The organism is Brevundimonas sp. PAMC22021 (genome assembly GCF_019443405.1).
Lineage (GTDB): Bacteria > Pseudomonadota > Alphaproteobacteria > Caulobacterales > Caulobacteraceae > Brevundimonas.
Genome location: NZ_CP080376.1, coordinates 96,070 through 111,232, shown reverse-complemented (window position 1 = coordinate 111,232; position 15,163 = coordinate 96,070). Strand labels below are relative to the sequence as shown.

The window sequence follows — 15,163 nt, the reverse complement described above, 5'->3', positions numbered from 1 at the left end:
TGTTCAGGGGCAGAGGTCACACTGTAATCGCTGGCAGACGATCAAGCGCTCTTTCCTAAACTGAGGCGACGCGCGGCCGCTATCCGTGGCCAGCACATCCCAGGTTGGGCACCCGTGGCGGATGTTTCCAGCGTCTCAGCGGTTGAGGATTGTCGGCACGGGCATGGTGATCATCAGCCTAAGCATGGCTGAGACGAAACCGCCGTTCGGACTCTCTGTATTGACGCATGTACCTTTGACGTCGAAGGCCCACGCGCAAGCGCGCGGTGTAGGCCTCACATAGCCTCTCTGAGAGCGCGTCCATCAACTTGAGCATCAGCCCCAAGCGCATCCCGGCCGGGGCAGTTCCGCCGCTAACCACCTTCCCGACTCAAGGCCCGCCGAGGAGCGCGGCTTTTTTACTCGGCTGTTCCTGCGCAGGAACGTTCGCGTCACCTTCGGTGCGGTCCCGGAACAGCGCCGCGCGGACCAGCAGGATCAGCGTCACGGGCGTGGTCACGGTTAGGAACAGGCCGATCAAGATCTCGCGCGGCATCAACCGCCGCTCGGTCAGGGTGAAATAGACAACGGAGGCGATCAGCACGAGCGCCATGCCAAGCGTGGCGCCGAGGGTTGGCGCGTGCACACGCTCGTAGAACGTCCTGAGCTGGAACAGCCCGATCGTTCCGATCAGCGACAGTCCGGAGCCCGCAACCGCCAGGGCGACCACCGTGAAGGCCGCCCACAGCGGCAGGTCCGCGTCCGTCATTCGATCACCTCGCCGCGCATCATGAATTTGGACAAGGCAACGGTCGCGGCGAAGCCCAACATGCCGATGATCAAGGCCGCTTCGAAATACAGGGGGCTGCTGGTCCGTACCCCGAAAACGACGATCAGCAGCATGCCGTTCAGGTAGAGCGTGTCCATGCCCAGCACCCGATCCTGCGCGCGGGGGCCCCGCACGATCCGCCAGGCGGCCATGCCCATGGCGCAGACCAGCAGCAGCTGCGCAAGGCCCAGCCCCCAGAAGAGAACCGACGCGCTCATTCGAAAACCTCGATCAACCGCCGCTCATATCTGTCCTTGATCAGTCGCACCCAGGTCTCCTCGTCGACCAGATCGAGCACGTGAAGCAGCAAGCGACCGGACGCGGCCTCGTATTCGACCCACAGGGTGCCCGGCGTGCTGGTCAGGATGATCGCCAGAACCGCCAATCCATAGCGGTCACGAAGGTCCAGCGGCACATGGATAAAGCCCGAAACCCGCTTCTTCCGCCGTCCCATCAGGATGATCTGCGCGACCGCGGCATTGGATCTCAGGACATCCACACTCACAAAGGCGGCCAGCGTCAGGATCGTCAACGGCCGACGCACCCTCACCGGCTCGGCGCCCAAGAGCCGCATCGCCTGCGGCGCAAGAATCGCGGCCAGGGCGGCGAGCACCAGCGACGGCGGCGCGACCGAGGCGCTCAGCAAAATCGAGGCCACAAACAGGCTCAGCGACAGCAGGGGGTGGGGCAGGATCGCCCTCACCGGCCGCCTCCCCCCAGCACCGCCTGCACATAGGCTTGCGGACGCCACAGCCAATCCGCCGTCTGCTCGGCGTAAATGAGGGCGGGTCCGCCTGCGATCGCCAGCACCACGCAGGCGCCGAGCAGGCCGGCCAGCGCCGTGAACTCCGCTGCGCCCACCACCAGCGGCGGGGCCTCCGCCTCACGCGTCCAGAGGGCGGCCACGCCTGAACGGGTCAGGCCGATCAGGGCGCCCAGGCTGGACAACGACAGGATCGCTATCACCAACCATCCCGCCAGGCTGCCCGCTCGCGCCAGAGCGTCGATCATGGCCAGCTTGCCAATGAAGCCTGACAGAGGCGGCAGGCCTGCAATCATCAGCACGCAAACCAGATAGGCGCCGGCGACCCCGGCGACCGCCGCCGGGATGATCAAGCCTGGTTCGTTGCGTTCCTGATCAGCGAACGGGTCCCGGTATTCGTCATCAAACACCGCGCGGTGCGCGCCGACGTCCGGCTCGGCGCCGCGCTGGAGAATTTCGGCCAGCAGGAACAGGGCGGCGCAGGCCAGGGTCGAGCCGACCAGATAGAAGAGTGCGCCGCTCAGCGCCGCCGCGCCTCCGACGCCGACGATCGCAAGAACAGTGCCGGACGACACGATCACCGCATGACCGGCGGCGCGGGCCAGGTCGCGCGATGCGAGCAGACCCGCTGTTCCGAACGCCACCGTGGCCAGTCCACCCGCCAGCAGCCAGCCTTGGCCGAACCCCGCGGACGCGCCGGCCGCAGGGCCGAACAGCAGAAGGCTCAGGCGGATGACCACATAGACGCCGACCTTGGACAGGATCGCAAACACCGCCGCCGCCGGCGCGCTGGCTGCGGCGTAGGTCGGCGTGAGCCAAAAGCCCGTCGGCCACATGGCGCACTTGATCAGAAAGGCCGTTCCCAGCACCGCCGCGCCGACATGGAAAAGCCCTCGGTCGGTTTCGGTGATGGTGGGGATGCGCACGGCCAGGTCGGCCATGTTCAGCGTGCCCGTCACGCCGTAAATCAGGCTGACGCCGATCAGGAACAGCAAGGATGCTGTCAGATTGACGGCGATATAGGCAAGACTGGCGCGAATGCGCGCCTGTCCCGAGCCGTGCAGGACCAGGCCGTAAGACGCCGCCAGCATGATCTCGAAGAAGACAAACAGGTTGAACAGATCGCCCGTCAGGACAGCGCCGTTTACCCCCATGATCAGAAGCAGGAACAGGGAATGGAAACGCGGTCCCGCCCGATCCCACCGCGCCATGGCGAAGATCAGCGCACAGGCCCCCAGCACGCCCGCCAGCGCGATCATCAGCGTCGACAGCCGATCCGCAACCAGCACGATCCCGTAAGGCGCCGCCCAGGCGCCCAGCCGATAGATCCGTGTGACGTCTGCGCTTCCGCCGGCGCCGGTCGCGCTTTCGTGCAGCAGGATCAGCGCCATGACCACCACCGTCGCCATGGCCGCAAGGCTTAACCCGGTCTTCAGCCTGCGTCGCCGCTCGGCAAACAGGAGCATCGCCGCAGCCACCGCTAGCGGCAGTACGATCGGCCCGATGATGAGATGGTCGTGCCAGCCAATCATGCGTCCGGCTCCCGCCCATCTACATGGTCGCTCCCCGTCGCGCCGCGGGCCGCCAACAGCACGACCAGGAACAGGGCTGTCAGGGCGAAGCTGATCACGATAGCCGTCAGCACCAGCGCCTGAGGCGTGGGGTCCGCATACAGCGCCGGGTCGGCGGCGCCTTCCCGAGACACGGGCGGCGTGCCCGACTTCAGCCGCCCCATGGCGAAGATGAAGATGTTCACCGCATAGGACAGCAGCGACAGGCCGATAATGACCTGAAACGTGCGCGGACGCAGCAACAGCCAGACGCCGGAGGCAGCCAGCACGCCGATGGCGATGGCGAGCACCAGCTCCATCATGACTTTTCGCCTTCCCTGGTTGTTTCGCGTGGCTTGCGCAACGATTGGTGCGCCAGCGCGATCAGCGCCAGGACGGTCGCGCCCACCACCAGAACCACCACGCCAAGGTCGAACGCCACTGCGCTGGCCACGGGCACGCGCCCCAGCAGCGGCAAATCGGCATATTGGAACCATGAGGTCAGGAACGGGTAGCCGAACAGCCAGGAGCCTGCTCCGCTCACGACCGCGATCAGCAGGCCCAACCCGACCCACGCCACCGGCCGGATCGCCAGCCTCGCCTCAACCCGACGGGCGCCGGACGCCATGTACTGGAGCACAAAGGCGATCGCAATCGCAACGCCCGCCGCAAAACCGCCGCCGGGCAGGTCGTGACCGCGCAGGAACAGGTGAGCGGCGAACAGGAGGATGAAGGGAAACATCCACTGCATGACCACGCGCGGGACCAGCAGCGTGTCCTTCAGGGTGTCTCCCTCGCTGCGATCATCCCTGCGCCTGTCCGACGCGTCCTGCACCCGCTTCTGGCCAGGATCGGCGAGGGTGTCGCTTGCCGGCCTGAAGCGGCGCAACAGGGCGAACACCGTCAAGCCGACAATGCCCAGGACGGCGATCTCGCCGAAGGTGTCAAAGGCGCGGAAGTCGACCAGGATGACGTTGACGATGTTGCGCCCGCCTGCCTCGGCATAGGCGTTCTCGACAAAGAACCGGGACAGTCCCTCGACGGCCGGCCTCGTCATCACGGCATAGGCGACGATCGCGAGCGCCAGCCCCGCCGCCACCGCGATCCCCAGATCAACGCGCCGCCTGCGGCGCGAGCGTCGTTCCAACGCCGGCGGCAGGCGGATGGCCTCCACACGCTTGGGCAGCCAGCGCAAACCCAGCAGCAGCAGCACGGTGGTGACCACCTCCACCAGCAGCTGCGTCATGGCGAGGTCCGGCGCCGAGAGCCACAGGAACGACAAGCAGCTGGCGATCCCGGCGCCCCCCATCAGCACGACCGCGGCTAGTCGGTGATACTTGGCCTGCCAGGCCGCGCCCACGGCGCACGCGCCGCCGATGAACCACAAGATGGCGAAGCTGGTCTCCATCAGTCCAGGAGGCGAGATGGGCGCGATCGGCCCCATCCCGCCGGCGACCAGCGCCAAGCCGCCAGCCGTCAGCGCCACCAGCACGATGGCGCGAAGCTGCGGCTGCATCTGCGTTGCGCCCGCCAACCGCACAAGGCCCCGCGCGCCGCGAACCAGGCCCGACATGGCCCTTTCAAACAGCCATCCGCCGTTCAGCCGCCGCCAGTTCCAAGGTCCGCCGTGCGAATTGGCGTTAATGCGTGCGCCGAAAGCGACATAGAGCGCGACCCCGCCCAGCAGCGCGATCACGCTGAGCAGCAGCGGCAGGTTGAAGCCATGCCACAGCGCCAAGCTGTAATAAGGCAGGTCGAAGCCCAGGACGGACACCGCCGCGCTCTTCAGGAACGGCCCGACCGTCACCGCCGGAAAGACGCCCACCACCAGGCACAGCGCGACCAGCACCTCGACGGGACGCCGCATCCAGGCGGGTGGTTCGTGAGGGGTGCGATCCAGCTTGGTCGGGGCCGGCCCGAAGAAGGTGTTGTGGATGAAGCGCAGCGAGTAGAGGACGCTGAAGGCGCTGGCGAGCGTCGCCAACACTGGAAGAGCGAAGCTGAACACGTCCGCGTTTGCGCCCGCGACCGCCTCGGCCAGGAACATTTCCTTGGACAGAAAGCCGTTCAGCAGCGGCACGCCGGCCATGGCCGCCGCCGCCACCATGGCCAGCGTCGCGGTAAAGGGCATGAAGCGGAACAGGCCGCTGAGGCGTCGCATGTCGCGCGACCCCGCCTCGTGGTCGATGATGCCGGCCGCCATGAACAGAGACGCCTTGAAGGTGGCGTGGTTGACGGTGTGGAAGATGGCCGCGATCGCTCCCAACGGCGTGCCCAAGCCCAGCAGCAGCACGATCAAACCGAGGTGGCTGATGGTGGAATAGGCAAGCAGGCCCTTGAGATCGTGCTGGAAGATCGCGCACCATGCGCCCAGCAGCAGCGTGGCGAGCCCTGCGCCGCCGACAATCAGATACCAGGCTTCACTTCCCGCCATGACCGGCCAGAAGCGGATTAGCAAAAACACTCCCGCCTTTACCATTGTTGCGGAATGCAGATAGGCGCTGACCGGCGTCGGAGCGGCCATGGCGCGGGGCAGCCAGAAGTGAAACGGGAACTGCGCGCTCTTGGTCATGGCGCCCAGCAGCAGCAGCAGCAGAGCCGGCAGGTACAGCGGACTGGCCTGGATCGCCTCGCGCGAGGCCAGCACGACATCCAGGTCGTAGCTGCCGACAATCCGGCCGATGATGATCATGCCGACCAGCAGCGCCAACCCGCCCGCGGCCGTCATCGTCAGCGCCATGCGCGCGCCTTCCCGCGCCGCGGGGTTCTGGTGCCAGTAGCCGATCAGCAGAAAGGAAAAGAGGCTGGTCAGCTCCCAGAACACCACCAGCTGGATCAGGTTGCCCGACAGCACAACCCCCTGCATCGCCCCCATGAAGGCGAGCAGGAAGGAGAAAAAGCGCGGCACTGGGTCCTTGGGCGACATGTAGTAGCGCGCGTACAGCACCACCAAGGCGCCGATGCCCAGGATTAGGGCGCTGAACAACCAGGACAAACCGTCCAACCGCAGCACGATGTTGACGCCCAGCGACGGCAGCCAGGCGACCTCGTGCCTGAGCGTCTCTCCATCCTGGAACAGCGGCCAAAGCGCCGTCAGACAAGCGAGGCTGAGCAGGGCCACGACCCAGGACAGGATCGCCGCCGCCGTTCGCGCATGACGCGGCAGACACGCCGCAGCGACGGCGCCGCAGAACGGAAGACCAAGAACAACAATCAGCAGCAGACTGATGGACATGGAGACGCCTCGTCTCCTTCTGGAAAACAGCTAGGGAAGGCCAACGCGCTCTCAACCGCGTGGTTCAGCAATGCTTAGCCCTATCACCAGCGTCCGGCCCTGCGTAACCTGCCTGTCAGCGCGGTCTAAGATGTCGCGGCACACCGGCCCCACGCCTAAGTTCATAGCTTACGAGATAGACGGACGCGCGCCCGAAGCTGAATAAGGCGAGGCTCTTGATGAGTCGCATGGGGTCGCCGCCGGATAAACCGACGGCGATCCACGGACCGGTCTGGTGAGGGAATCTTTGATTTCCACGGCCGGCTCGGTGACCTGGCGCGAAGCCCAAGGCACCGGAGAGATGCTGGAACGGTCGGCGCAGAAGCGCTTGGATGGGGTTCCAGAAAGGTGACGCGCTGCCCGTTCCCGACGAGGACGGCGCGGCTATAAGTTGACACCTTCAAGAAGAGCTGTCGGGATTAGCGCCACCCTCGCGCCGTATGTCGAAGAAGATTCGGCGGCGTTGATCACCGAAACGCCTGTTCGCTGATCGCCGCTGCAGGCCCGCCATGCCCCAGTCGCGCACATCAAGGCCCGCGCGATATCCGGACGTTTCAACTTCATCTTCCGAGATGGTCGCAGGGTGTTCGAGGTTGGTGCGGATGCACCTACAGGTCCTCATCTCCGCCATCCGCCAGGTCGGACGCGTCGTACAGGTAGTCGAGCAGTTCGCCCCGCTTGCGGTCGAGGGCGGCGCAAAGGCGCGCAAGGGTGCGGAAGCGGATGCCCTTCACCTTGCCGGAGCGGAACAGCAACAGCTGGGTTTCGCTGAGCCCGACCTGTAGTGCCAGGTCGCGCGCTTTGAGGCCCTTGGCGACGATCAATCCGTCGAGGGTGACGCGAACCGGCATCAGATCATATCGCCCTGTGCGGCCTACATGGCGCCGGCCTGCTCTATACCCGCCCGAAGAGAAACAGCGCACCTCCGATCATGCCGAGCGTTATGCCCGCAACATCGAAGTGAAGATGACCGCCGCGCGTGTGCTCAAGCAGGCGCAGCAGGTTGGTGGCGACGAAGACGCTGAAGACACCGCCGGCGCCCAAGGACAGGCCGACCTGCCTAAGCGCAACCGCCACTGTGGGTGCGAAGAGGCGGCCGCGCGACAGATGCTCAACGGTTCCGTTCCATCCTCACCAACGTCGCCGCAAGACCATGCGTTAATCTCCACTGCCGAGCCAGCGATCACGGTCCTGCAAGCCTTGATCGCCCTGACCTTTGTTCGAACCCGCCATGGCTTGACCGCTTTCGCCCTTTTATTCGCCGCCGCCTTCATGCGGGTCGTCGCTCAGGGCCTCAGCTTCATCCTGCCGAACGACGAGGCGCGCGTCAGCACGTGGCTGGGGATTGGCTTTTGGACCCTGCCCATCCTCGTCTCTCTCGCTCTGATCGCCTGCACGATCTGGGCCTCGCAGAGGCTGGGACTGACTTGGCGCTTCAACGCCATGGCCTATCTGGTCGCGAGCCTTGCTGTCAGCGCCATCGTAGGCGCTGACATGGGGATCGGACACTGAGGTCGCGGCCTCAATCCGCGCCGTGGTGCGAACAAAGGCCCTTGGCGCTTGACGTCCCCCCGGGCGCGTTATCGAGGTTGGCGGCAGATTAACCATCAGGGCTGCACTATCGCCTCTGACGTGTCCGCGTCGGGGGCTGACCTATGCGTTCGAACATCCGGGGCTGGCTGTGCTCCGCCTCGTTGGTGGTGCTCGCCGCAGGCCTTTCTGAACCGGTCGCGGCGCAGACCGCTTTCGACGTTGCAGGCGCCCCTCTGAGCTTTGCCGGCAGCGGGACCGGCACGGGCACCGGCGTGGGCTCGTCCCGGGACTACGCCAACGTCATCAACATCGGCGGCGTCCAGATCGACGCCCGCGTCACGCTGACGAACCTCGACCGAGCGACGCTGACGACCTTTGACTCAACAAGCCAGCCCTACGCCCAGTCCTCGTTTCTCCAGCCCAATCTGCAGCTCTCCGCCGCTGGCGGCAGCGCGACCTTCCGCATCGACTTCCTTTCGAACGGACAACCCGTCGAGCTGCAGAACTTCTACACCAACACCTACGATCTGGACGGGTCGGGCGGCAGCGCTGGCGGACGCCAGTATACCGACTTCAATGGGTTCGCCAGCTTCTCGCTGGCCACGGGCACCCAAGTCGTCCGACAGAGCGTAGGTGGAGGCACCCGCTTTATCACCACCATCGGCAGCAACCAGAACTTCGTTGAGGGTAGCGACGACTTCAATAGGATACGCGCCCGGGTCTTCTATACCAGCGCCTCCAGCGTCACCGTTTCGCTCGGCGACACGGGCGCGAGCGGCGCCGCCTACTTCGGCCTCGATTTCAGCATCGGCTACAACTTCAACAATGTGGTGGCCGACACCACGGCTCCGGTCGTGGCTGCCGGCCAGACCTTTTCCTATGTCGAAGATCGACCCGCCAACGCGGCGATCGGGACAGTAGCCGCCTCCGACGCCATCGGGGTCACCGCCTATCGGTTCGCCCCCACCGGAACCCAGACCAGCAGCGACGGCTACTACGCCATCAACTCCGCCGGCCAGGTACGGCTGACCCCGGCGGGCGCGTCGGCTGGCGTTCCTCAGAACGATTACGACACAGCGCCAAACAGCTTCACCTATGCGGTTCAGGCCGGCGACGCAGCGGGCAACTGGTCGAGCGCTATCGATCTCACCTTCAACGTCACGGCCGCTGCGCCGATCATCACAGGGCCCAGCGCCGGCGCCGGCGCGGCGTCGTCCTCGGTGTCGGTCAACGAGAACCAGACAACGGCGGCGGCCTTTGGCGCCAACCGATCCGTGACCTGGTCGATCACCGGCGGCGCTGACGCCGCCAAATTCGCAATCAACAGCACGGGCGGTGCGCTGACCTTTGTCGCAGCGCCAGACTTTGAAGACCCCTCCGACGCCAACACCGACAACATCTATGCTCTGGTGGTTACAGCGACCGATGCGGGCGGGCTCACCGCAAGTCAGACGGTAGCCGTCACAGTCCTCGACGTCATGGACGCCGCACCCGTCATCACCGGCCCCAGCGGCGACGCAGGGGCAGCTGCCGCGGCGACCTCGGTGGACGAAAACCAGACGGCGGTCGCCACGCTGAACGCGGATCAGACGGTCACCTGGTCGATCACCGGAGGGGCGGACGCGAGCCGCTTCGCGATCGATCCCGCAACCGGCGTCGTCACCTTTGTCGCCGCACCCGACTACGAAGCTCCCACAGATGCGAATGTGGACAACGCCTACGTGCTGGCCGTCACCGCGACCGGCGCCGGCGGGCTGACCGCGACCCAGACGGTGACCGTCACGGTTCGCGATCTGCTCGACACCGCGCCCATCATCACCGGCCCCAGCGGCGGTGCGGGGGCAGCTGCCGCGGCGACCTTGGTCGACGAAAACCAGACGGCGGTCGCCGCGCTGAGCGCGGATCAGACGGTCACCTGGTCGATCACCGGAGGAGCGGACGCGAGCCGCTTCGCCATCGATGCCGCAACCGGCGTCATCACCTTTGTTGCGGCGCCTGACTACGAAGCGCCGACAGACGCGAATGTGGACAACGCCTATGTGCTGGCCGTCACCGCGACCGGAACCGGCGGATTGACCACAAGCCAGACGCTGACCGTCACGGTTCGCGATCTCCTCGACACCGCACCTGTCATCACCGGCCCCAGCGGCGGCGCGGGCGCCGCGAGCTCAGCGACGTCGGTCAACGAAAACCAGACGGCGGTCGCCACGCTGGGCGCGGATCAGACGGTCACCTGGTCGATCGCCGGCGGCGACGATGATAGCCGGTTCGCCATCGACCCCGCGACGGGAGCCATCACCTTTGTGTCCGCCCCTGATTACGAGGCCCCAACGGACACGGGCGCAAACAACAGCTATCTGCTCGTCGTCACCGCAACAGGAGCAGGCGGACGGACCGGGAGCCAGACGCTGACCGTCTCGGTGGTGGACGTTCTGGACGGCTCTCCCGTCATCACCGGTCCAGGCGGGGGCGCCGGAGCGTCGACGTCGGCCGTGTCGGTCAACGAGAACCAGACGGCGGCGGCGACCCTCAGCGTCGATCGACCGGTCACCTGGTCCATCACCGGAGGCGCTGATGCGGGCAAGTTCACGGTCAACGGCGCGACCGGCGCTCTGACCTTTGTCTCGGCTCCAGACTATGAAGCGCCAACTGATGCAGACGCTGATAATGCCTACGTCGTGATCGTCTCCGCAACGGGCGCGAACGGGGCGACGGCGGCTCAGACCCTGACCGTCACGATTCTCGATCTTCTCGACACCGCACCCGTTCTCACCGGCCCCAGCGGCGGCGCGGGCGCGACGAGCTCGGCCACATCGGTCAACGAGAACCAGGCGACGGTCGCCACGCTGACAGCGGATCAAGCCGTCGCCTGGTCGATCACCGGCGGCGTCGACGCGGCGCGATTTGCGATCGACGCCGCGACAGGCTCCATCACCTTTATCGCGGCAGCCGACTATGAGGCGCCCGCTGATGCTGACGGCGACAACATCTACCGGCTCGCCGTCACCGGCACTGGGGTCGGGGGTTTGACGTCCACCCAGACCGTGACCATCACAGTGCTGGACGTGCTGGAGGGCTCGCCCATTATCACCGGTCCTGGCGGGAGCACGGGAGCGGCGACTTCGGCGGTGTCCGTGAACGAGAACCAGTCGGCCACCACGACCTTCAGCGCCAATCGACCGGTGACCTGGTCGATCTCCGGCGGCGCCGACGCCGGCAAGTTCACCATCGACGCCACCGGCGCGCTGACCTTTGTCTCGGCGCCCGACTACGAAGCGCCGGCAGATGCAAACTCCGACAACGCCTATGTCGTGATCGTCTCCGCGACCGACACCAACGGGGCGACGGCTGCTCAAACCGCCACCGTCACGGTGCTGGACGTGCTGGAGGGCTCGCCCATCATCACCGGCCCAGGGGGGAGCGCCGGCGCGTCGGCGTCGGTGGTGTCCGTGAACGAGAACCAGTCGGCCACCACGACCTTCAGCGCCAATCGACCGGTGACCTGGTCGATCTCCGGCGGCGCCGACGCCGGCAAGTTCACCATCGACGCCACCGGCGCGCTGACCTTTGTCTCGGCGCCCGACTACGAAGCGCCGGCAGATGCAAACTCCGACAACGCCTATGTCGTGACCGTCTCCGCGACCGACACCAACGGGGCGACGGCTGCTCAAACCGCGACCGTCACGGTGCTGGACGTGCTGGAGGGCTCGCCCATCATCACCGGCCCAGGGGGGAGCGCCGGCGCGTCGGCGTCGGTGGTGTCCGTTGATGAGAACCAGACAGCGGCAGCGACCTTCAACGCCAATCGACCGGTGACCTGGTCGATCTCCGGTGGCGCTGACGCCGGCAAGTTCACGATTGACGGGGCGACCGGCGTGCTGAGTTTTGTCTCGACGCCAGACTTTGAAGCACCAGCCGATGCTGACGGCGACAATGCCTACCTCGTGCGTGTGACCGCGACCGACGCCAATGGGACGGCGGCCACGCAAGCGCTCACCGTCACAGTCCTGAACATCATAGACACCGCACCGGTCATAAGCGGCCCCAGCGGCGGCGCAGGCGCGGCCAACGCGGCGACGTCCGTTGATGAGAACCAGACGGCGGTGACCACGCTAAGCGCGGATACGGCTGTGACCTGGTCGATCACCGGGGGCGTCGACGCCAGTGCGTTCGCGATCGATCCGGCGACGGGTGTGATCAGCTTCATGGCGCCGCCGGACTTCGAAGGGCCGACGGACGCTGACGCTGACAACGACTATCTGCTGAACGCCACAGCGACTGGAGCCGGTGGCCAGACGTCGGCTCAGATCGTCACCGTCACCGTTCAGGACGTGCTGGAAGGACTGCCCGTCATCACGGCGCCCGGAGCGGCTCCGGGGGCCTCAGTCGCGTCCCTCTCGATCAAAGAGGGCGTAACGCCGGTGACGACTCTCGGCGCCAGCCGGGCGGTCACATGGTCGATCTCCGGCGGCCCCGACGCCGGACGTTTCGCCATCGAAGCCGCCACGGGCGGGCTGACGTTTGTATCCGCACCGGACTTCGAGGCGCCTGCCGACGACGACGTCGACAACGTCTACGTCGTCGTCGCCAGCGCGACCGACGCCGGAGGCGTCGCCGCCCTGACCCTGAACGTCACGGTTTTGGACGTGATCGACACCCCTCCGGTCATCACCGCTCCCGACGGCGCAGCTGCTCCGTCAAACACCGCAATCCGGGTCGATGAGACCGCGACCACGGTTGCTGCCTTCAACGCCAACCGGCGCGTGACCTGGTCGATCAGCGGCGGTCCGGACGCCGCCAGGTTCCTGATCGACGCTTCGACCGGCGCCTTAGCGTTCGTCGCTGTCCCCGACTTCGAAGCTCCGCAGGACGCCGACGCAGACAACGTCTACCTGATCACCGTCACAGCAACGGACGATGCCGGCCTGAGCACGAGCCAGGCTGTCACCGTCACGGTCGCGGACCTGAACGACAACCCGCCGGAAATCACCACGTCCGAGGGACCGCTCTTGGAAGGCGCGGTGCTCAGCGTGGAAGACGGATCGCTCCGGGTCGTCCTTCTGGGCGCCGACGCATCGGTGCGGTGGTCCATCGCCGGAGGCGCGGACGCTGCGCGCTTCACCATCGACCCGGGCACAGGCGAGTTGAAGTTCATCGCTGCGCCCGACTTCGACGCTCCGGCGGACGCCGACGGCGACAATGACTACACCCTGGTCATCCTGGCTACAGGCGCATCAAGCGGCGTCGCTCGGCGCGGGGTCATCGTTCGCGTCCAGGCCGTGGACATCACCGGACCGGTGATCACGGGACCCGACGGAGCCCTGGGCGCCGCGACATCGGAGATATCGATCCGGGAAGGCACTCAGTCGCTCGGGCGCTTCCTTTCCAACGAGCCCGCCCGTTGGTCGTTAGACGGCGAGGCGGACGCCGCGCTGTTCGCCATGGATCCGACCACAGGCGCGCTCAGCTTCATCGCCGCGCCCGATTACGAGAACCCGGGCGATCTCGATCGCGACAACACCTATCGCCTGGTTGTTCGGGCGACCGATGCGCTCGGCAACGCCAGCCAGCAGACGGTCGCCGTGCGCGTCACCGACGTTGACGAAGTCAGCGCGCGGTTCGCCGCCTTCAGCGGGCAGTTGCGCGGCGAAATCCGCAGCTACGCCTTCCGCAGTCTTGGCGACATGCTGGCGTTCAACGAAGGTCTGGTGCGGCAAGGCTCGGAATGTCACAGCACACCCGAGGCCGGCACGCTCGGTCGCGGGATGCGTGCCGATCAGACCCACCAGGAGACGTGGCTCGACTGGAACCGGACGCGCTGCGACCAAACGTACCGTCTGTTCACCAACGCCGCCGTTTCGGTGAGCCACACAGATGGCGGCTGGAGCCGCCGAGGGTTGGGTTCGGTTCGCGTCGAACGCGCTCTCAAGCCGAACGTCACGGTTGGCGTGGGTCTTCTGGGCAGCTTCGCGAGCGATGAACTTCCCGGCTTCATCGACAGTGAAATCTCCGACCACTCGCTGCAGGCGAACGGCTATGTGGGAGTGCGCCTCGCAGAGAACCTGAGAGCCGGCGCCTTCGCCGGGATCGGGCGGGGTTGGTACGACCTGCAGATGACCGAGGCCGGACTTGCGGTGTCGGGCGAGACGCGCGCGGACCGACGCCTTTACGGCGCGATGCTGAGCGGCGATGTTCACCTTGCCGGCGTCAAGCTGACCACCGACGCCATCCTCTCGCGCGCCAAGGAAGACCTCGGCGTCATGGATGTGGTCGCGTCCGCCGACGGTGAGGCGCGCGACATCGAGTTCGCCCTTGGGGATGTCGATATGACCCGGCTGAGCATCCCCGTCACGAGCGAGTTCGCGCTGCCGCATCGTGAGGGGTCGGACTGGCGGACGCTGTTCAGCCTGAGCCCGGGCCTGCTCTGCGAAGACACCTCCGCCGACGGGTCCGTGCTGGTCTGCGGTTATCAGTTCGGAGGCAGGCTGAACGCCGAAGGCCGCCGAGGCGGGCTGCACTTCGACTACCGCTGGGAGTCCGTGAACGATAGGAACCGCAGCATCTTCGGCCTTGGCTACGGGGCTCGCTTCGGACCTGACAGCACCGCAGAGTGGGGTCTGGATCTCACCAGCGGGATTGCCGAGGACCAGGTCGATCACAGGGCGATGTTCAACCTCCGCCTCAGCCGCTAGACGCGATCAAGCCGCTGCGGCGCCGACTCTGATGCAGTGAGGGTGCGATTGCACGCTCGTCTCAACCGGAGCGCGGCTTGCAAACCGCTCCGAACCGAACATCGGTTCACGCCCTGTCGCGAGACGCATCGACCTAAGTAAAGCTGGCCCCATGGAGACGCCGGAAGACCTCAGGCTCCATCGGGAACATGGAGAACGGAGCCCAGCGGTTCCTCACCATCGCCGTCTACATCCCCTTCCACACAGAACGAGACCTCACGCGCCGACCACCCTCCGCCTCTACCGGAGGCGGCGCAGGCTGCTTGGGCGGCCGCTGCCGGATGGGCTGATGCGGGGGCAGGTTGTGACCTGAGGGCGCCATCGCGACAGGCCTCTGCAGCCTGGGGATCGTCGAGCCTCCGCGGGGTAAGAGCCGGAGGGCGACGCGGCGTTAACTCGTACCTGCTAAGCCTTCGCGACGACCCCACCGCAAAGAGCGTCTATGCCGCGTCGGCGACTGTCATTGCTGCGCCAGGTGCAAGGCGCATGTTCACGAGCCCTTGG

General features: G+C 66.3%; 9 protein-coding genes. 2 read left to right on the top strand and 7 right to left on the bottom strand.

Going from position 1 to position 15,163, the window contains the following annotated elements:
• Window positions 1-370 precede the first annotated feature (370 nt).
• From mnhG to KY493_RS00450, 7 genes are all read right to left on the bottom strand, one after another.
• Entirely contained in the window at window positions 371-748 is a 378-nt protein-coding gene (gene mnhG, locus KY493_RS00480; RefSeq protein ID WP_219897069.1) for a monovalent cation/H(+) antiporter subunit G, read from the bottom strand.
• Entirely contained in the window at window positions 745-1,026 is a 282-nt protein-coding gene (locus KY493_RS00475; protein ID WP_219897068.1) for a K+/H+ antiporter subunit F, read from the bottom strand. Before KY493_RS00475 ends, mnhG begins: the two co-directional genes overlap by 4 nt.
• Entirely contained in the window at window positions 1,023-1,511 is a 489-nt protein-coding gene (locus KY493_RS00470; protein ID WP_219897067.1) for a Na+/H+ antiporter subunit E, read from the bottom strand. Before KY493_RS00470 ends, KY493_RS00475 begins: the two co-directional genes overlap by 4 nt.
• Window positions 1,508-3,103 carry a monovalent cation/H+ antiporter subunit D gene (locus KY493_RS00465; protein ID WP_219897066.1) on the bottom strand — a complete coding sequence of 532 codons (1,596 nt, stop codon included), beginning with the start codon at window positions 3,101-3,103 and terminating at the stop codon, window positions 1,508-1,510. Before KY493_RS00465 ends, KY493_RS00470 begins: the two co-directional genes overlap by 4 nt.
• Window positions 3,100-3,441 carry a Na+/H+ antiporter subunit C gene (locus KY493_RS00460; RefSeq protein ID WP_370627388.1) on the bottom strand — a complete coding sequence of 114 codons (342 nt, stop codon included), beginning with the start codon at window positions 3,439-3,441 and terminating at the stop codon, window positions 3,100-3,102. The genes KY493_RS00465 and KY493_RS00460 overlap by 4 nt, the downstream gene beginning before the upstream one ends.
• Window positions 3,441-6,356 carry a monovalent cation/H+ antiporter subunit A gene (locus tag KY493_RS00455; RefSeq protein WP_219897064.1) on the bottom strand — a complete coding sequence of 972 codons (2,916 nt, stop codon included), beginning with the start codon at window positions 6,354-6,356 and terminating at the stop codon, window positions 3,441-3,443. Before KY493_RS00455 ends, KY493_RS00460 begins: the two co-directional genes overlap by 1 nt.
• Before the next feature lie 647 nt (window positions 6,357-7,003).
• Window positions 7,004-7,246: a helix-turn-helix transcriptional regulator gene (locus tag KY493_RS00450; RefSeq protein WP_219897063.1), complete on the bottom strand. Its 243-nt coding sequence runs from the start codon at window positions 7,244-7,246 to the stop codon at window positions 7,004-7,006.
• 115 nt (window positions 7,247-7,361) lie between these two features.
• On the opposite strand from KY493_RS00450, the gene KY493_RS00445 reads away from it, so the two are divergent.
• A complete protein-coding gene (locus KY493_RS00445) occupies window positions 7,362-7,907 on the top strand; it encodes a hypothetical protein (protein WP_219897062.1) in 546 nt (181 codons plus the stop codon).
• Window positions 7,908-8,050: 143 nt separating this feature from the next.
• Window positions 8,051-14,620 (top strand): cadherin repeat domain-containing protein, encoded by a 6,570-nt coding sequence (locus KY493_RS00440; protein WP_219897061.1) that lies wholly within the window; start codon window positions 8,051-8,053, stop codon window positions 14,618-14,620.
• The last annotated feature ends 543 nt before the right edge of the window (window positions 14,621-15,163 follow it).